At 72.0% G+C, this 18163-nt stretch carries 19 protein-coding genes; 7 read left to right on the top strand and 12 right to left on the bottom strand.

Annotation, left to right across the window (positions count from 1 at the left end; all coding sequences use genetic code 11):
* Window positions 1-276: 276 nt before the first annotated feature.
* Entirely contained in the window at window positions 277-675 is a 399-nt protein-coding gene (locus AC07FV_RS27930) for a VOC family protein (RefSeq protein WP_479090109.1), read from the top strand.
* Between the two features lie 25 nt (window positions 676-700).
* On the opposite strand, the gene AC07FV_RS27925 is transcribed toward AC07FV_RS27930, so the two are convergent.
* Together AC07FV_RS27925 and AC07FV_RS27920 are read right to left on the bottom strand one after the other, a co-directional pair.
* On the bottom strand, window positions 701-913 hold the full coding sequence (locus AC07FV_RS27925; RefSeq protein ID WP_479090107.1) for a 4-oxalocrotonate tautomerase family protein: 213 nt from the start codon (window positions 911-913) through the stop codon (window positions 701-703).
* Window positions 913-1674 carry an SDR family oxidoreductase gene (locus AC07FV_RS27920; RefSeq protein WP_479090106.1) on the bottom strand — a complete coding sequence of 254 codons (762 nt, stop codon included), beginning with the start codon at window positions 1672-1674 and terminating at the stop codon, window positions 913-915. Before AC07FV_RS27920 ends, AC07FV_RS27925 begins: the two co-directional genes overlap by 1 nt.
* A gap of 77 nt (window positions 1675-1751) precedes the next feature.
* Between AC07FV_RS27920 and AC07FV_RS27915 the strand changes: the two genes are divergently transcribed.
* Window positions 1752-2654: a helix-turn-helix transcriptional regulator gene (locus AC07FV_RS27915; RefSeq protein ID WP_479090104.1), complete on the top strand. Its 903-nt coding sequence runs from the start codon at window positions 1752-1754 to the stop codon at window positions 2652-2654.
* Here the strand turns inward: AC07FV_RS27915 and AC07FV_RS27910 are convergent.
* Together AC07FV_RS27910 and AC07FV_RS27905 are read right to left on the bottom strand one after the other, a co-directional pair.
* A complete protein-coding gene (locus AC07FV_RS27910; RefSeq protein ID WP_479090103.1) occupies window positions 2605-2799 on the bottom strand; it encodes a DUF397 domain-containing protein in 195 nt (64 codons plus the stop codon). The genes AC07FV_RS27915 and AC07FV_RS27910 overlap by 50 nt on opposite strands.
* Window positions 2796-3644, bottom strand: a complete 849-nt coding sequence (locus AC07FV_RS27905; RefSeq protein ID WP_479090102.1) for a helix-turn-helix domain-containing protein — start codon at window positions 3642-3644, stop codon at window positions 2796-2798. The genes AC07FV_RS27910 and AC07FV_RS27905 overlap by 4 nt, the downstream gene beginning before the upstream one ends.
* A 157-nt stretch (window positions 3645-3801) precedes the next feature.
* Here AC07FV_RS27905 and AC07FV_RS27900 point away from each other — a divergent pair, with 157 nt between their 5' ends.
* Entirely contained in the window at window positions 3802-4272 is a 471-nt protein-coding gene (locus tag AC07FV_RS27900; RefSeq protein WP_479090101.1) for an ATP-binding protein, read from the top strand.
* On the opposite strand, the gene AC07FV_RS27895 is transcribed toward AC07FV_RS27900, so the two are convergent.
* Window positions 4232-4438, bottom strand: coding sequence for a hypothetical protein (locus tag AC07FV_RS27895; protein WP_479090100.1), 207 nt, complete (start codon window positions 4436-4438; stop codon window positions 4232-4234). The two genes, AC07FV_RS27900 and AC07FV_RS27895, sit on opposite strands and share 41 nt — an antisense overlap.
* A gap of 316 nt (window positions 4439-4754) precedes the next feature.
* Between AC07FV_RS27895 and AC07FV_RS27890 the strand changes: the two genes are divergently transcribed.
* The gene (locus AC07FV_RS27890; RefSeq protein ID WP_479090099.1) at window positions 4755-5702 is read left to right on the top strand and encodes a LysR family transcriptional regulator; all 948 of its coding nucleotides are present in this window, start codon (window positions 4755-4757) and stop codon (window positions 5700-5702) included.
* A gap of 131 nt (window positions 5703-5833) precedes the next feature.
* Window positions 5834-7201 (top strand): carbohydrate-binding protein, encoded by a 1368-nt coding sequence (locus AC07FV_RS27885; protein WP_479090097.1) that lies wholly within the window; start codon window positions 5834-5836, stop codon window positions 7199-7201.
* Between the two features lie 159 nt (window positions 7202-7360).
* Here AC07FV_RS27885 and AC07FV_RS27880 read toward each other — a convergent pair whose 3' ends face one another.
* Together AC07FV_RS27880 and AC07FV_RS27875 are read right to left on the bottom strand one after the other, a co-directional pair.
* A complete protein-coding gene (locus tag AC07FV_RS27880) occupies window positions 7361-7993 on the bottom strand; it encodes a response regulator (RefSeq protein WP_479090359.1) in 633 nt (210 codons plus the stop codon).
* Window positions 7993-9291 (bottom strand): sensor histidine kinase, encoded by a 1299-nt coding sequence (locus AC07FV_RS27875; RefSeq protein WP_479090096.1) that lies wholly within the window; start codon window positions 9289-9291, stop codon window positions 7993-7995. The genes AC07FV_RS27880 and AC07FV_RS27875 overlap by 1 nt, the downstream gene beginning before the upstream one ends.
* Before the next feature lie 239 nt (window positions 9292-9530).
* Between AC07FV_RS27875 and AC07FV_RS27870 the strand changes: the two genes are divergently transcribed.
* Complete coding sequence (locus AC07FV_RS27870; protein ID WP_479090357.1) at window positions 9531-10280, top strand: ABC transporter ATP-binding protein; 750 nt, start codon at window positions 9531-9533, stop codon at window positions 10278-10280.
* A gap of 37 nt (window positions 10281-10317) precedes the next feature.
* Window positions 10318-12777 (top strand): ABC transporter permease, encoded by a 2460-nt coding sequence (locus AC07FV_RS27865; RefSeq protein WP_479090094.1) that lies wholly within the window; start codon window positions 10318-10320, stop codon window positions 12775-12777.
* Window positions 12778-12795: 18 nt separating this feature from the next.
* Here AC07FV_RS27865 and AC07FV_RS27860 read toward each other — a convergent pair whose 3' ends face one another.
* From AC07FV_RS27860 to rpsG, 5 genes are all read right to left on the bottom strand, one after another.
* Window positions 12796-13071: a hypothetical protein gene (locus AC07FV_RS27860; protein WP_479090093.1), complete on the bottom strand. Its 276-nt coding sequence runs from the start codon at window positions 13069-13071 to the stop codon at window positions 12796-12798.
* Between the two features lie 5 nt (window positions 13072-13076).
* Window positions 13077-13967, bottom strand: coding sequence for a hypothetical protein (locus AC07FV_RS27855; protein WP_479090091.1), 891 nt, complete (start codon window positions 13965-13967; stop codon window positions 13077-13079).
* Between the two features lie 194 nt (window positions 13968-14161).
* Entirely contained in the window at window positions 14162-15355 is a 1194-nt protein-coding gene (gene tuf / locus AC07FV_RS27850) for an elongation factor Tu (RefSeq protein ID WP_053135585.1), read from the bottom strand.
* 170 nt (window positions 15356-15525) lie between these two features.
* Window positions 15526-17652, bottom strand: coding sequence for an elongation factor G (gene fusA, locus AC07FV_RS27845; protein WP_479090090.1), 2127 nt, complete (start codon window positions 17650-17652; stop codon window positions 15526-15528).
* A gap of 39 nt (window positions 17653-17691) precedes the next feature.
* On the bottom strand, window positions 17692-18162 hold the full coding sequence (gene rpsG / locus AC07FV_RS27840) for a 30S ribosomal protein S7 (RefSeq protein WP_003974303.1): 471 nt from the start codon (window positions 18160-18162) through the stop codon (window positions 17692-17694).
* Window position 18163: the final 1 nt, after the last annotated feature.

Here is an 18163-nt window from a genome sequence, read left to right as displayed (position 1 = left end):
CCCGTCCGGTGAGGGGCGCTCGGCGCCGTTGCCGCGCGCAGGGACACATAAGTGTTACGCGCATGTAAACACCCTGGCCAGGGTGGCGTCGCGGGCGCGACCACTATGTGAGACGCGTACCTCACATATCGGCTGCTCGGGATCATAGGGGACAAGGCGGCGAGCATGCTGCGGCTTTCCCGGGCCCGTCCTCGATCGGGGCTCCACAATCGTTGCCCTGCGGCGACCGCGGACGACCGCCGCCCCTGCCCGCAACGTCGTGAAGGAGATCCCGGCATGATCGACCCCGCCGCCCCCGTCCGGTTGGCCCGGCCTTCGCGGGACCTCGCCGCCGCTGAGCGCTTTCACGTGGACGGGCTCGGCCTCGCCGTCCTGTGGCGCGCGAGCGGACAGGTCCCGGGCGAGCACGACCTGCTGATGGTGGGCCCGCCCGGTGCCGCCTGGCACGTCGAGCTGACACACGACCCGTTGCGTCCGACGGTGCCGGCCCCGACGGTGGACGACCTGTTCGTCGTCTACCTCGGCGGGCCGGTGGACGAGGCTCTCGTCGACCGCCTGGTCGGGGCCGGCGGCTCGCGCGTCGCGTCCCACAGCCCGTACTGGGACGAGCACGGGGTGACGATCGCCGACCCGGACGGCTACCGGCTGGTGCTGTGCTCGCGCACCTGGCCGTGAGGCGCGGCCTCCCGCGCCGGGTACGTCACGCCGCGTCCCCGTCGAGCATCTCGGCGGTGAGCACGTGCCCGGCGACGCCCCAGCCGCCGTCGGCGACCTCGTCGACGAGGACGACGGTGGTGGGGCGGGCCCGTTCGCCGTAGATCTCCGCGTACAGGTCGGTGGTGCGTTCGACGATCTTCCGTTTGTCCTCGGCGGTGACGGTGCCCGCGGGGACCTTGAAGTGGGCGAAGGGCATCAGACCAGGCCCCCGTTGGCCCGCAGGACCTGTCCGTTCACCCAGTGGCCGGCGGGGCTGCCGAGGAAGGCCACCACGGCGGCGATGTCCTCCGGGGTGCCCAGCCGCTCCAGGGGCGGGGTCTTGGCGAGCCGCTCGATCTGCTCGGGGGTCTTGCCGGTGAGGAACAGGTCCGTGGCCGTGGGACCGGGGGCCACGGCGTTCACCGTGACGTCCCGGCCCCGCAGCTCGCGCGCCATGATCAGGACCATGGCCTCCACGGCGCCCTTGCTCGCCGTGTACGCGCCGTAGGTCGGGAACTGCGCGCCGACCACGGAGGTCGAGAAGCCCACGAAGGAGCCGCCCGCCCGCAGCCGCCGGGCCGCCTGCTGGGCGACGACGAAGGCGCCACGGATGTTGGTGCGGTGCATGGCGTCCAGGGCCGCCAGGTCCAGGTCGGCGATGGTCGACAGGGCCATCCGCCCCGCCGAGTTCACCACCACGTCGACACCGCCGTACTCCTCCTCGGCCCGGTCGAACAGCGCGGCGACCTCCTTCTCCTCCGCAACGTCGGCCCGGACGGCGACCGCGCGCCCACCGGCCTCGGTGATCGCCGTCACCGTCTCGTCGGCGGACGCCGCGTCGCGGGCGTAGTTCACGACGACCGCGAGGCCGTCCTGGGCGAGCCTGAGCGAGACCGCCCGTCCGATGCCGCGTGATCCGCCGGTGACGATCGCCACGCGGGTCTCCGCCGCAGGAGTGATGTTCGTGTTCGTGGTCATGCGTCCACGATGCGCGGCACGCGGCGGCGGAGCCAGGGGATGCCATCCCCTGGGTCACGGTCCCGGCCCGGCGCAGAATGGACGACATGAGCGCTGTGAAGCACGCCGAGCTGGGAGCGTTCCTGCGGTCGCGGCGGGAGCGCATCCGGCCGGCCGACGTCGGGTTCCCGGCCGGACCGCGGCGCCGGGTGCCGGGGCTGCGGCGCGAGGAGGTCGCCCAGCTCGCCGGGGCGTCGGTGGACTACTACAACGAGCTGGAGCGCGGCGCCGGGTCCCAGCCGTCCGAGCAGATGGTCGCCGCGCTGGCGAGGGCGCTGCGGCTCTCCGCCGACGAGCGCGACTACCTCTACCGGCTCGCCGACCGCCCGGTGCCCGTACAGGGCGGCGCCGCCTCGCACGTCCACCCCGGCATGCTCGACCTGCTCGGGCGCATGCCGTCGACCCCGGCACAGGTGATCACCGACCTGCACGTCACCCTCGTGCAGAATCCGTCGGCCGTGGCACTGGTCGGGGACCAGTCCGGTCTGACGGGGCCCCGGTCCAGCTTCGTGCACCGGTGGTTCACCGAGCCGGAGGCGCGGCTCCTGCACCCCGAGGCCGACCACGAGAGCCAGTCCCGCGCCTTCGTAGCCGACCTGCGGGCCGCCGCGGCGCGGAGGGACGCGAAGGACCCGGAGGTCACCTCCATGATCCGTACGCTGCTCGGCGTCTCCCCCGAGTTCGCCGCGCTGTGGGCCGACCACGACGTGGCCTTCCGACGCGACGACCGGAAACGGATCGTGCACCCCACGCTCGGCGTCATCGAGGTCAACTGCCTCAACCTGTTCAGCGAGGACGGACGCCAGCGGCTGCTGTGGTTCACCCCGGCCGTGGGGACGGAGAGCGCGGGGCTGCTGGAGCTGCTGGCGGTGGTGGGGACGCAGGAGGTCGTCAGTCCCGCGAGGCGTACGGGAGGAAGTGCGCCCAGGCGCTCGCGGTGAGGGCGAGGCGGGGGCCGTCCTGTAGGTGCTTGGAGTCGCGGACGTGGATGGTGCTGGGGGTAGTAGCGATCTCGACGCAGGACTCGCCGTTGGTGCCGCCGCTGTAGCTGCTCTTGAACCAGGCCAGTTCAGCCTCGCGAATCATGTTTCTCCCAGCAGTGTCTCGATGAAGGCGGACGACTCCCTGGGCGAGAGTGCCTGTGCCCGGATGGTCCCATACTGCAACTCCAAGATGCGGAGTTGCCGCGGTTCAGAGACGGGCCGTCCGTTGAACAAGCCGTCGGCGCGGCCCACCGCTGTGCCGTCTGGGAACTTCAGCAACTCGATCCTGCCGTCCAGCCCTGGGTGGGCGTCGGCGTTCGTCGGCATGACTTGAAGCGTGACGTTGTTCAACCGCCCGACCTCCAGCAGACGTTCGAGCTGGTACTGCCAGGCCATTGTGCCTCCAACCTGCCGACGCAGTGGCGCCTCTTCCAGCACGAAGTGCATCGACGGAGCTGGATCGCGTTCGAAGACGGACTGCCGGGCCAACCGAGCGGCCACCATGCGTTCCACGTCGTCCGGTGAGTACGGCGGCTGCGCTGCCTCGATCAGTGTTCGCGCGTGCTCCGGTGTCTGCAACAGCCCAGCGATGATGTTGCACTCGTACAGACCGATCTCGACCGCCTTCCCCTCCAGTTTCCCCAGCTCCCGCACCTTCTTCGGGTACCGGACCTTCTTCACGTCCTCCCAGGTCGCCGCGATCAGCCCGCCCGCGCCCAGCACCTCGTCGGCCCTGTCCAGGTACTCCTGCCGGGGGATTCGCTTGCCCCCTTCGACCTTGTAGACGAGGTCCTCCCCGTACCCGACCGCCACCCCGAAGTCGGCGGCCCGCATCCCCACCGCCTCGCGGCGGAGCTTCAGCTGCCGTCCCACCGTGGCGATGACCGCGACGCCCCACTCGTCGTCGGGGTCCACCTCCCAGCCCGGCTCGTCCGTACCGACCGTCATCCCGCGCCCCTTCGTCGTCCCGGCATGCTGACCCCCGGGCCCTACCCGCACATCCCGCCCCGACAGCCACGACAGCGGTGGACAAGCGCCGGACAGTGACCGTACGTACCCGCCGAGTCACTTCTCACCGTAAGTGCGTGCCACCACGCTGAGTGACGTGAATGTGAAATCCACCGAACTCACGACCCGCGTACGCAACTTCAGCGTGCAGCTCTCCCCTACGCCCCGCGGTGCCCGCCTGGCCCGTCTGCTCGCGACCGAGCAGCTCCGGTCCTGGGGCCTTCCCCTGGACCCGGCACGTCAGCTCGTCGCCGAGCTGGCGAACAACGCGGTGACCCACGGACGCGTCCCCGGCCGCGACTTCCGGCTCGTGCTCTACGTCGTCGGCGACACCCTTCGTATCGAGGTCACCGACATCCGGGGGGAGCGTCTCCCCCACCCGCAGGCGCCCGCCCCCGACGCGGAATCGGGCCGTGGCCTGCTGCTCGTGGAAGCCCTCGCCGACCGCTGGGGAGTCACGGCGGGCCGCTTCCCGCGCAAGACCGTCTGGGCCGATCTGCGCCTGCGTGCGCAGCCCTCCGGTCCTCTCAGTGAAAGGCCAGCCATCCGATGCCCAGGGCGCAGGTGAGGCCCGTGGCGGTCACAGCGGCGGGCCGGTTGCGGTGCAGGGTGAACCAGAGAAAGGCGGCGGTCACCAGCACGGCGCCCGTGCCGATCGCGGCCCGCATCGGCCCGTCGCTGTAGCCGTATGTGCCGAAGTGCCTGGCCAGCCAGGCGAACCAGGTGATCCTCATGACACTCCCCGTCGCTCTCTTCCGTGGTACGCGATCCCGACGGACCAACGGGGGAGCTTGTTGCCGTCGGTCCGTAGCGGCGAATCTCCTGCGCCTGCCGTCCCCCGGGCCACGGGCCGACCCGTCGCGGCACCGCGGCACCGACCCGTCCGTTCTTCACCGGCACTGTAGTAGCGAGGAACGAGCGGGTACCAGGCGGAACGACCCTCTTCGCGCTCAACTCCGCCCGCTACCGCGGGAGTCACGGTCACGCCGCACCGTCACAGGTCCGGACCAACCCCTTGCCCCCGCCCCTCGCCCGACGCAAGCTCCCCCTATGGAGCTGGAGTTGCGGCATCTCAGGACGGTCCGGGCCATCGCCGACGCCGGGAGCCTCACCAGGGCGGCGACGGCGCTCGGTCTCGCGCAGCCCGCGCTGAGCGCTCAGCTCAAGCGGATCGAACGGGCGCTGGGCGGCGCCCTGTTCGTGCGTGGCCGACACGGCGTGCGGGCCACCGCGCTGGGCGAGCTGGTGCTGGAGCGCAGCCGGATCGTGCTGCCCGCGGTGACCGAGTTGCAGCAGGAGGCGGCGCGGTTCGCGCGGGCCCCCCGTACCGCGCGGCACCTGCGGCTGGGCGGCACGCACGGGCCCTTGCTGGGCGCCCTGGTGGACCGGCTCGCGGACGTGGCGCCGGACACCCGCATGACGACCTGCACCTCCTGGTCGGAGCGGGCGCTGGCCGAACAGCTGGCCGAGGGGCGGCTGGACTTCGCCCTGGCCGGGACCTGCGGCTCCGCCTCCCCGCCCGGTGCCGAGGGGCTGGTCTGGCAGGAGGTCGCCGTCGACCCGGTCTTCGTCATGGTGCCCGAGGGGCATGCGCTCGCCCACCGGCCCGAGGTCGACCTGACCGACCTGGCGGGCGAGGAGTGGGCCTGCGTGCCCGGCGACGGCTGCTTCGGCGACTGCTTCACCGCGTCCTGCACCCGCGCCGGGTTCACCCCGCGCCGCATGTACGAGACGGACACCGCGTCCCTCGTGCACCTCGTGCAGGTGGGACGGGCGGTGGGCCTGTGCCGGGCGACCTTCCCGACCACGCCCGGCATCGTCACCCGTCCGCTCACCGGCACTCCGCTGGCCTGGCGGCACCTGCTCGGCCGGCACGCCGTGGCGCAGCGGCAGGACCTCGCCGCCACCGTGCTGGCGCAGGCACGCATGGCCCACGCGGGCGTGGCGGCGGGCAGCGACAGCTACACGCAGTGGATGGCGGCGAACCGGGTGCCCTGACCCGCGGACGCCTTCCCTGGACGCCTGCGCGTTCCATAACACAGGGGAGAGGGCCGACCGACGGCTTATGACCGCCGGTCGTCCCTCCCTACGGTTTCGGCACCTCCCCACCGAGACCGAGGAGATCCCCCATGCCCCACCGACACACCAGAGCCGTGGGCGCCGCCGTCGCCGCGACGGCCGCCCTGCTCGTGGCCGGGCTCAGCGGCTCCGCGAGCGCCGGGACGGCCCCCGCCGACGCGGCGCCCACCGCGGCCGAGTCCCTGCGCACCGACACCGCGCCGCCCGCGCTGCTCCGGGCCATGGAACGCGACCTCGGCCTCGACCTGCGGCAGGCGGAGCGCCGGCTGGCCAACGAGGCGGACGCGGGCGCCACCGCGGGACGGCTCCGGGCCGCGCTCGGCGCCGACTTCGCGGGCGCGTGGGTGCGCGGCGCCGAGTCCGGCACCCTGACGGTGGCGACCACGGACGCGGGCGACGTGGCGGCGATCGAGGCCGAGGGCGCGGTGGCGGAGGTCGTACGGCACTCGCTCGCCGACCTGGACGCGGCCAAGGCCCGCGTCGACCGTGCCGTCGCCGCCCGGGACAGCGCCGCCGCGCCCGTGCGGTACGTGGACGTACGCGCCAACACGGTCACCGTGCGGGCCCCGCACCCCGCCGCGGCCCGCGCCCTGCTCGACGCGGCCGGGGTCGACGCCGGACCCGTCCGCGTCGAGCAGTCGGCCGAGCGGCCCCGCCCGCTGTACGACCTGCGCGGCGGCGAGGCGTACTACATCAACAACAGCGGACGCTGCTCGATCGGCTTCCCGGTCACCAAGGGCACCCAGCAGGGCTACGCCACCGCCGGTCACTGCGGACGGGCGGGCGCGAGCACCAGCGGCGCCAACCGGGTGGCCCAGGGGACCTTCCAGGGCTCGGTCTTCCCGGGCCGCGACATGGCGTGGGTGGCCACCAACTCCCAGTGGACGGCGACCCCGTACGTCAGCGGCGCGGGCGGGCAGAACGTGCAGGTCGCCGGGTCGACCCAGGCCCCGGTCGGTGCGTCCGTGTGCCGCTCCGGCTCCACCACCGGCTGGCACTGCGGCACCGTGCAGCAGCACAACACCAGCGTGACCTACCCGGAGGGCACCATCACGGGCGTCACCCGCACCACGGTGTGCGCCGAGCCCGGTGACTCGGGCGGCTCCTACATCTCCGGCAGCCAGGCGCAGGGCGTCACCTCGGGCGGCTCGGGCGACTGCCGCAGCGGCGGGACGACGTACTTCCAGCCGATCAACCCGCTGCTCCAGAACTACGGCCTCACCCTGAAGACGACCGGTGGCGGCGGCGAGGACCCGGGTGAGCCCGAGGAGCCCGGCGGCACCTGGGCGGCCGGCACCGTCTACCAGCCGGGCGACACGGTGACGTACGGCGGCGCCACCTACCGCTGCCTCCAGGGTCACCAGGCCCAGCGGGGCTGGGAGCCGTCGGACGTACCGGCGCTGTGGCAGCGGGTGTGAGCGGCTGAGGAACCCACGGGGGACGGCCCCCGGACGACGACCCGCGGGGGGCGTCGCCGGGGAGGTCGGGGACGGGCCCGGGTGCGCACTGGGAGAGCGCCCGGGCCCGGTCGCGTCCGTCCTCCGCCTCGGGCGCGGGGATGCGGCCCGCCTCACCGGTCAGCCCCGCAGGAACGCCAGCACCGCCAGCACCCTGCGGTGCGTCCCGTCCGCCGGGGGCAGGTCGAGCTTGGTGAGGATGCTGCCGACGTGCTTGCCGACGGCCGCCTCGGAGACGACGAGTTCACGGGCGATGGCCCCGTTGGACCTGCCCTCGGCGATCAGTGCCAGCACCTCCCGCTCACGCGGGCTGAGCCGCTCCAGGGGGTCCCGGCGGCGGCGCAGCAACTGACGTACCACCTCGGGGTCGACGACCGTGCCGCCGGCCGCGACCTCGGCCAGCGCGTCGACGAACTCCTCGACCTGGCCGACGCGGTCCTTCAGCAGGTAGCCCACGCCCGTGCCGTCGCCGGAGTCCAGCAGTTCGGCGGCGTAGGCCCGTTGCACGTACTGGCTCAGGACGAGGACGGGCAGGGTGGGGCGCTTCTCGCGCAGCCGCACCGCCGCGTGCAGACCCTCGTCCTGGAAGGCGGGCGGCATCCGGACGTCCGTCACGACGATGTCCGGGATGTGCTCCTCCACCGCCGCGACGAGTGCCTCCGCGTCGCCGACGGCCGCCACCACCTCGTGCCCGCAGCGGCCGAGCAGGCCGACCAGCCCGTCCCGCAGCAGCACGCTGTCCTCGGCCAGCACTACGCGAAGCGTTCGGTCCACTCGCACGGGATCTCCACACGCAACAGGGTCGGTCCGCCCGGCGGACTGGACACGGAGAGTCTGCCATCCAGTACGGACACCCGGTCGGCGAGCCCGGTCAGGCCGCTGCCCGCCCCGGCCTCCGCGCCGCCCCGGCCGTCGTCGCGGACCGCCAGGAGCAGCCGTCCGTCGCGGTGCCCGCCGGTCACCTCCGCGCGATCGGCACCACTGTGCCGGGCGACGTTGGCGAGGGCCTCGCAGACCACGAAGTAGGCGGCGGCCTCCACGGCCTGGGGCAGCCGGCCGGGCAGTTCCAGGTGGACGTCCACGGGGACGGCGGACCGGTCGGCGGCGTCCTCGACGGCCGCCGCCAGGCCGTAGTCGGCGAGCACCTTGGGGTGGATGCCGTGGATCAGCTCCCGCAGTTCCCCCAGCGCCTTCCCCGCCTCCTCGTGGGCCTTGGCCAGCTGGTCGGCGAGCGGGCCGGACGGCGCGTCCAGGCGGGCCAGGCCGAGGGCCATCGTCAGGGCGACCAGGCGCTGCTGGGCGCCGTCGTGCAGGTCGCGCTCGATCCGGCGGCGCTCGGCCTCGAAGGCGTCCACCAACCGCACACGGGAGCGGGTCAGTTCGACGACCCGGGCGTCCGGGTCGCCGCCGCGCGGTGTGCCCACGAGGACGCGGGCCAGCTCGGCCCGCGCGCCCGCCGCGAGCCCCAGCGCGTAGGCGCCGACGACGAGGAGCAGCAGCCCGAGCAGCGCCACGCCGAACGCGGTCGGCCAGGTGGTCACCGTCCACTGCTTGAGGACCTTCGCCTCCTCGCCGTCGCCCACGGTGGCCATCAACAGTGGCGTGGCGACCGTGGAGAGCGGCAGGACCAGGGCGGCGCAGAGGACGAGGGCGTCCACCGGCCAGAGCAGGAAGGCGAACAGCAGCGCGTACCCCAGCTCCCGCCAGGTGGCCGGCTCCCGCAGCCGCGTGGTCAGCCAGGCCCACAGGCCCGCGGCGGCCGGCTGCCGGTGCCGGCCGGGTGCGGGGTCGCGGTCGACGAGACGCAGGCGGTGGCGCTCCAGGTGGGCGACGGGCAGGCCCGCGAGGGCGAGGAGGACCAGCAGCGGCAGACCGACCACGACGACGGCGAGGACACCGCCGACGGCGGCGGCGGTCACGACCCCCACCAGGGTCACGGCACCGGCCACCGCCCCGGACGCCAGGTAGGCGACCGCGCGCCACGGCCAGGCCGACAGCAGGAAGCCGGGGCCCGGGCCGGACATGGCCTGCCACACGTTGCGAGGGTGCATGCGGATCACCGTAGGACGCCCGCGCACGACCGGGCCATCGGTCCAGGGGGCGTCCCGGGGGTATGGCCCGCCCTACCCCGTTTCTCGCCCCTGCCGCACTGCGCCGGGGTGTTCGCGGACGGTTTCGTGGAGTCATCAGCCGAGAAGCCGACGAGTGGGGACAGATGAACAGGAACACGGGCCGGACGGTCGACGCAGAGCACGACCCCGTATTCGACGTGATGAACGCGATGAACGCGATGGACGCGGTGGACGCCGTGGACGCGGTCCGGTTGTGCTCCGTGAGCAGACGGTACGGGTCGGGCGACAGCGCCGTGACCGCCCTCGACGAGGTCTCCCTCGCCTTTCCCCGGGGCACGTTCACCGCCGTGATGGGCCCCTCGGGCTCGGGCAAGTCGTCCCTCCTCCAATGCGCCGCCGGTCTGGACCGGCCCACGTCGGGGGCGGTGGTCGTCGGCGGCACCGACCTGACCGGGCTGAGCGAGCGGCGGCTGACGCTGCTGCGCCGTGACCGCATCGGGTTCGTGTTCCAGGCGTTCAACCTGCTGCCGTCGCTGACCGCCGCGCAGAACGTCGCCCTCCCCCTGCGCCTGGCCGGCCGCCGCCCCTCCCGGGCCCGGGTGCGCGAGGTCCTCGCCCAGGTCGGGCTCGCCGACCGGGCCCGGCACCGGCCCGCGGAGCTGTCCGGCGGCCAGCAGCAGCGCGTCGCGCTGGCCCGCGCGCTGATCACCCGCCCCGAGATCCTTTTCGGCGACGAGCCGACCGGTGCCCTGGACACCCGGACCGGGCGTGAGGTGCTGGCGCTGCTGCGCGGCATGGTCGACGACGCGGGCCAGACGGTCGTCATGGTCACCCACGACCCGGTGGCGGCCTCCTACGCCGACCGCGTGGTCTTCCTCGTCGACGGCCGGGTCCACGGCGAGCTGACCGCGGCGGGCGCCGACGCCGTCGCGACCCGCATGACCCACCTGGAGGCCACCCCGTGCTGACCGCCGCCCCCCACACCCCCCGGCCGGAGGCCACCCCGTGCTGACCGTGGCCCTGCGCACCCTGCGCTTCCGCTGGGCCTCCTTCACCGGCAGCTTCGTCGCGCTGTCGCTGGGCGTCGCCCTGCTCACCGTCATGGGGCTGGTCCTCGCCTCCTCGACGGACGCCCCCGGCCGCGCCCCGGAACGGTTCGCCGCCGCGCCGGTCGTGGTCCGGGGCCAGGACACCCTGACGGTGTCCACGCCGATCGGCGACCGTACGGCGGCGCTCACGCAGCCCCGTGCGGTGCCGGCTCAGGCCGTGGCCCGGCTGGAGCGGCTCGGCACCGTCGTCGAGGACCGCTCCTTCCCGGTACGGGCCGACGGCGGGCCCCGCTCCCTGGTGGGCCACCCGTGGTCCACGGCCCGGTTCGCTCCGTACGCGATCGACGCGGGCCGCGCGCCCCGCACGGCCGACGAGGTCGTCGTCACCGGCGGCTGGGCGGCGCCGGGCGACCGCGTCCGGACCGACCGCGGCACCGTGCGGGTCGTGGGCACCGTCCCCGGCCTCGGGTTCGAGGACGCCGTCTTCTTCACCGACCCGCGTGCCGCCCGGCTGTCCCCCGTCAGCCTCCAGCTCGTGGTGGACGCGGACCCGTCCGCCGTACGGGACGCGGTGCGGGGCAGCGCCGGTGTCCGGGTGCTCACCGGGGACGACCGCCGGTACGCCGACGCCGACCCCGGCCGGGACGGCGAGGCGCTGACCGCGATGAACGCCCTGTTCGGCACGGCCGGCGGCGTCACCGCGTTCGTCTCGGTGTTCGTCGTGGCGTCCACGTTCGCCTTCACGGTCGCCCAGCGGCGACGCGAGTTCGGGCTGCTGCGCACGGCGGGCGCGACGCCGGGCCAGATCCGGCGGACCGTGTTCGCCGAGGCCCTGCTGGTCGGCGTACCGGCCTCGGCCGCGGGGTGCGCACTGGGCGGGTACGGCGCACCGCTGCTCGCCGAGTGGGTGGTCGACGCCGGCCTGGCGCCTGCCTGGTTCACCCTCGGGGATCACACCTGGCCGTTCCACACGGCCTTCTGGACCGGACTCCTCGTCGCCCTGTGCGGAGTGGTGGCGGCGTCGTGGCGGGCGGGCCGGACCGGCCCCGCCGAGGCGCTGCGCGAGGCCGCCGTGGACGCGGGGGCGATGACCCGGGGCCGGTGGCTGTGCGGCCTCGCGCTGCTGCTGACGGCCGTGGTGACGCTCGGTATCGCCCTCGCGGACGACCCCGGCGACCTGCTGCACCGCAAGACGTACATCGTCCGCCCGATGCTGCTGATCACGGCGGCGGCGCTGCTCGCGCCGGTCGTGGTGCGTCCGCTGGCCCGGCTCCTGGCGTGGCTGCCCGCCCGTCTGCCGGGCGCCACGGGCATGCTGGTCCGCGAGAACGCGGCCGGCGCTGTGCGCCGTACCGCGGCCGTGGCGGCACCCGTGCTGGTGACGGTCGCCCTCGCGGGCTCCCTGCTCGGCGCCACCGCGACGCTGAACGAGGCGAAGGCCACCGAGACGCGCGAGCGCACCGCCGCCGCCTTCGTGGTGACCGCGCCGGACGGCACGGGCTTCGACGAACGGACCGTGCGGCGGCTGCGCGCCGTGCCCGGGGCCACCGTCTCGCCGACCTCGTCCAGCGCGGTCCACGTCCTGGAGGAGGGCGTCGCGCTCGTCCGGTCCGAGGCGCGCGCCGTCGCGGGGCCCGCGGCCCTCGCCGCGACCACCCGGCTGCCGCTCGCCGCGGGGAACGTGGCCGACCTCGACGACGGCTCCCTCATCGTCAACGAGGAGTGGGAACGGCACTCCGTGGGCGACAGCGTGCGGGTGTGGCTGGGGGACGGCACCGAGAAGACGCTGCGCATCGCCGCCGTCATGCACACCGGTACCGGCGGCAACGGCGTCTGGGTCACGCCCGCCAACGCCCCCGGCGCCCCCGTCGACCGGGTGGACGTGGCCCTGGCGGACGGCGCCGACACCGGGGCGGTGGCCGCCGGGCTGCGCGAGGCGGTGCGCTCGGACGGGGGGCAGGTGCACGGCACGGACGAGTGGGTCGCGGCCACCTACCCGGAGACCAACCGCCCGACCCGGCTCGGCCTGCTGCTGGTCCTCGGCATCGCCCTGCTCTACACCGGCATCTCGCTGGTCAACACGATGCTGATGGCCACCTCCGACCGGGTCCGCGACCTGGCCGCGCTGCGGCTGACCGGGGCCACGGGCGGACAGGTACTGCGCCTGGTGGGGGCCGAGTCGCTGGTGGTCGTCGCGGTCGGCGCGGTCCTCGGGCTGGTCGTCGCCGGGATCGACCTGGCCGGGATGTGGGCGGCGCTGGGCCTGCTCGGGGTACGCCCCACGCCGGCGGTCCCGTGGACGGCCCTCGGCACGGCCGTCGGCGCCTGCGCGGTGCTCACGGTACTCGCCTCGGTCATCCCTGCGGCCCTAGCCCTGCGACGCACCGCGGTACACCTCGCGGGCACCCGCCCGTGACCACCGCGGTGCCCCGCCTCACCCCTCCGCGGCCCCGAAAACCTCCGCCACCGACCCAGCGGTGATCGCCCGCGAGAACCAGACCCCCAACACCTCAAGATCCCCACACCCCACGATGCGCTCCCGCTCACCACCCGACACCGGCACACCCCGCCGCTCCAACAACAACAGAATGTCCTCGGCACGCCCCGCCGCGCGCCCCTCGGCACGCCCCTCGGCACGCCCCTCGCTGCGCCCCTCAGCACGCAGGCTCTGCGCGGTCTCCGACTGGAAGAACGAAAGGTCGGCGGCCAAGCGGCTCACTCCCCCTCCGCGGCCCCGAAAACCTCCGCCACCGACCCAGCGGTGATCGCCCGCGAGAACCAGACCCCCAACACCTCAAGATCCACACATCCCACGATGCGCTCCCGCTCACCACCCGACACCGGCACACCCCGCCGCTCCAACAACAGCAGAATGTCCTCGGCACGCCCCTCAGCACGCCCCTCAGCACGCAGGCTCTGCGCGGTCTCCGACTGGAAGAACGAAAGGTCGGCGGCCATGATCTGCCTCCAGAAGTCTGCGGCCGGCGTCTTGCCGAGTCCTTGTTCCGTGAGTTCGATGTAGATGCTTGCCGTGCTCTCGTCCTCGGCCGACAGGCCTTTCAACGCCGAGGCCAGCGCCTTCAGTATCGCATCGGCGCCCGGATCGCGGCGGTGCAGCGCCGCGGAGAGAACGGTCAGCGGGATGTCGCGCGCCGCTTCGTCGGGGCTGTCGATCACGGGCACGTGATCGGGCCCGAGAACCAGGGGGCGCACGGTGAGCGAAGGCCACTGCGGGGGCCCGAGGTCCACCTGCCGGGCCGCCCAGGAGGCGGTGCGCCGATCGGCGCAGACGACCAGCAGGACCGGCGGCAACCCGTACTTGGCGTGGAGGTGCGCCAGATAGTAGGCCCAGCTCGCGTGCTTGTCGGGGTCCTGCTTGCCCTGGGACTCGACGGCGAGCAGGAAGCTGCCGTTGTCGCGCGTCTCCATGCGCAGCAGCGTGTCCACGCGTCGCTCCACCGGGCGGCTCTCGGGGAGGTCGGTGGTGAGCGGTACCGCGCAGACCGGTTCGGCGAAGGTGACGCCGAGGGCCCGGACGGCCCGGGCGAAGAGCGCCGGATCCTCCTGGAAGATCCGGTGCAGCGCCTCGTGAGATGAACTGACCATGCACCGAACGTAGAAGAGCGACGGGTCTTGCCAGCCACATATGCCAGCAATGCCGCCGATCGAGTGACGGTCCGGGACGTCGTTTGACGTTTCCGCCCTCACCACCCATGCGAAAGGGCCCGCACGACCGAAGTCGTGCGGGCCCTCTCAGGCATCAGCCCATGTCAGGTCAGAGACCGACAAGCAAGCGGAGCTTACTTGTTGATCTTGGTGACCTGGCCGGCGCCCACGGTCCGGCCACCCTCGCGGATGGCGAACTTCAGGCCCTCTTCCATGGCGACGGGCTGGATGAGCTCCACCTTCATCTCGGTGTTGTCACCCGGCATGACCATCTCGGTGCCCTCGGGGAGGGTCACGACGCCGGTCACGTCCGTCGTACGGAAGTAGAACTGCGGACGGTAGTTGTTGAAGAAGGGGGTGTGACGGCCACCCTCGTCCTTCGACAGGATGTAGGCCTGGGCCTCGAACTCGGTGTGCGGGGTGACCGAGCCCGGCTTGATGATGACCTGGCCGCGCTCGACGTCCTCGCGCTTGATGCCACGGAGGAGCAGACCGACGTTCTCACCGGCCTGGCCCTCGTCGAGCAGCTTGCGGAACATCTCGATGCCGGTGACCGTGGTGGTGGTCTTCTCGGTCTTGATGCCGATGATGTCGACGGTCTCGTTGACCTTGAGGACACCACGCTCGATGCGGCCGGTGACGACCGTACCGCGACCGGTGATGGTGAAGACGTCCTCGATCGGCATCAGGAACGGCTTGTCGACGTCGCGCTCGGGCTCCGGGATGGACTCGTCCACGGCCTTCATGAGCTCGAGGACCGAGTTGCCCCACTCCTTGTCGCCCTCGAGGGCCTTCAGAGCGGAGACCTTGACGACCGGAAGCTCGTCGCCCGGGAACTCGTACTCGGAGAGGAGCTCGCGCACCTCGAGCTCGACGAGCTCCAGGATCTCCTCGTCGTCCACCATGTCGGCCTTGTTCAGGGCGACGACGATGTACGGAACGCCGACCTGGCGGGCCAGGAGCACGTGCTCCTTGGTCTGCGGCATCGGGCCGTCGGTGGCGGCGACCACGAGGATGGCGCCGTCCATCTGCGCCGCACCCGTGATCATGTTCTTGATGTAGTCCGCGTGACCGGGGCAGTCGACGTGGGCGTAGTGACGGGTCTCCGTCTGGTACTCGACGTGCGCGATGGAGATGGTGATACCGCGCTGGCGCTCCTCAGGAGCCTTGTCGATCTGGTCGAAGGCCGAGGCCTCGTTCAGGTCCGGGTACGCGTCGTGCAGCACCTTGGTAATGGCGGCCGTGAGGGTCGTCTTACCGTGGTCGATGTGACCGATGGTGCCGATGTTGACGTGCGGCTTAGTCCGCTCGAACTTCGCCTTCGCCACTGGGGTCCTCCTGTGGAGTGGTTCTGTACGCCTTACTCATCGGCGCCAGGTGATCTTTGCTGGAAAGCCCGGGTGCCGGGGGCATTCCACCGGGTTCGCGGCGGAATGCCCCATGCAGGCTCCGGGGTCAAGCCTAAAGCTTGAGCACGGGGTCCGTTGAACGGAGTCCGTTACTCGCCCTTGGCCTTCGCGATGATCTCCTCGGCGACGTTCCGGGGAACCTCGGCGTAGGAGTCGAACTGCATCGAGTAGCTTGCGCGACCCGACGTCTTGCTGCGGAGGTCTCCGACGTAGCCGAACATCTCCGACAGCGGTACAAGGCCCTTCACGACGCGGGCACCCATCCGCTCCTCCATGGCCTGGATCTGGCCACGGCGGGAGTTGATGTCACCGATGACCTCGCCCATGTAGTCCTCGGGCGTGGTGACCTCTACGGCCATCATCGGCTCCAGGAGCACGGGCGAAGCCTTGCGCGCGGCCTCCTTGAAGGCCTGCGAACCGGCGATCTTGAAGGCGAGCTCGGAGGAGTCGACCTCGTGGTAGCCACCGTCGATGAGCGTGACGCGGACGCCCGTCATCTCGTAGCCGGCCAGGATGCCGAACTGCATGGCCTCCTGGGCACCGGCGTCCACCGAAGGGATGTACTCCTTCGGGATGCGGCCACCGGTCACCTTGTTCACGAACTCGTACGAGGCGTCGCCGCCCTCGATCGGCTCGATCGCGATCTGCACCTTGGCGAACTGACCGGTACCACCGGTCTGCTTCTTGTGGGTGTAGTCCACGCGCTCGACGGTCTTGCGGATCGTCTCACGGTACGCGACCTGCGGCTTGCCGACGTTGGCCTCGACCTTGAACTCACGGCGCATACGGTCGACCAGCACCTCGAGGTGCAGCTCGCCCATACCACCGATGATGGTCTGGCCCGTCTCCTCGTCCGAGTGGACCTGGAACGACGGGTCCTCCTCGGCGAGGCGCTGGATCGCGACGCCCAGCTTCTCCTGGTCGCCCTTCGACTTGGGCTCGATGGCGACCTGGATGACCGGCGCCGGGAAGTCCATGGACTCCAGGATCACCGGGTTCTTGTCGTCGGACAGCGTCTCACCGGTGGTGGTCTGCTTCAGGCCCATGACGGCGACGATGTCGCCGGCGCCCACCGACTCGATCTCCTCACGCTTGTTGGCGTGCATGCGGTAGATCTTGCCGATGCGCTCCTTCTTGCCCTTGACGGAGTTCAGCACCGCGGTGCCGGACTCCAGGCGGCCCGAGTAGACCCGGACGAAGGTGAGCTTGCCGAGGTGCGGGTCGCTCATGATCTTGAACGCGAGCGCGGCCAGCGGCTCGTCCTCGGACGGCTTGCGCTTGACGACGACCTCGGGGTCCTTGACGTCGTGGCCCTCGATGGCCTCGACGTCGAGCGGGGTCGGCAGGTAGCGCACGACCGCGTCGAGCAGGGGCTGGACGCCCTTGTTCTTGAACGCGGTGCCGCAGAACACCGGGGTGACCGTGGTGTCCTCGGACTTGCCGGACGCGATGGTGATGCGACGGATCGCGGCGTACAGCTGCTCCTCGGTGGGCTCCTGGCCCTCCAGGAACAGCTCCATGATCTCTTCGTCGTTCTCCGCGACGGCCTCGACCAGCTTGCCGCGCCACTCCTCGGCGGCCTCGGTGTGCGTGGCCGGGATGTCGACGGTGTCGTACATCTCGCCCTTGGCCGCCTCGGCGGACCACACGAGCGCCTTCATGCGGACCAGGTCCACGACGCCCTTGAAGTCGGCCTCGGCACCGATCGGGAGCTGCATGACGAGCGGCTGGGCGCCCAGGCGGTCCGAGATCATCTCCACGCAGCGGTGGAACTCGGCGCCGGTACGGTCCAGCTTGTTGACGAAGCAGATGCGCGGCACGCCGTAGCGGTCGGCCTGACGCCACACCGTCTCGGACTGCGGCTCGACACCGGCGACACCGTCGAACACGGTCACGGCACCGTCGAGCACACGCAGGGAACGCTCCACCTCGACGGTGAAGTCGACGTGCCCCGGGGTGTCGATGATGTTGATCGTGTAGTCGTTGTCCTCGAGCGGCCAGTGACAGGTGGTCGCAGCAGACGTGATCGTGATGCCACGCTCCTGCTCCTGCTCCATCCAGTCCATCGTGGCGGCGCCGTCGTGGACCTCACCGATCTTGTACGACACACCGGTGTAGAACAGGATCCGCTCGGTGGTGGTCGTCTTGCCCGCGTCGATGTGGGCCATGATCCCGATGTTGCGGACCTTGGCCAGGTCAAGTGAAGTGGTAGCCATAAGGCTTCAGTCTTCTCTCGGTCTCGATGTGGGTAGCGACTACCAGCGGTAGTGCGCGAAGGCCTTGTTGGACTCGGCCATCTTGTGCGTGTCCTCGCGCTTCTTCACAGCGGCACCCAGGCCGTTGGAGGCGTCGAGGAGCTCGTTCAGCAGACGCTCGGTCATGGTCTTCTCGCGACGGGCGCGGGAGTAACCGACCAGCCAGCGCAGGGCGAGCGTGTTCGCACGGCCCGGCTTGACCTCGATCGGGACCTGGTAGGTCGCACCACCGACACGGCGGGACTTGACCTCGAGGGTCGGCTTGATGTTCTCGAGAGCGCGCTTCAGCGTGATGACCGGGTCGTTGCCGGTCTTCTCGCGCAGGCCCTCCATGGCGCCGTAGACGATGCGCTCGGCGGTGGAGCGCTTGCCGTTCAGCAGCACCTTGTTGATCAGGGAGGTCACCAGAGGAGAACCGTAGACCGGGTCGATGATGACCGGGCGCTTCGGGGCGGGGCCCTTACGAGGCATT

The sequence above is a fragment of the Streptomyces sp. NPDC045956 genome, from assembly GCF_056430705.1.
The sequence above is the reverse complement of the archived record's forward strand: the minus strand, read 5'-3'. Positions and strand labels throughout refer to the sequence as shown.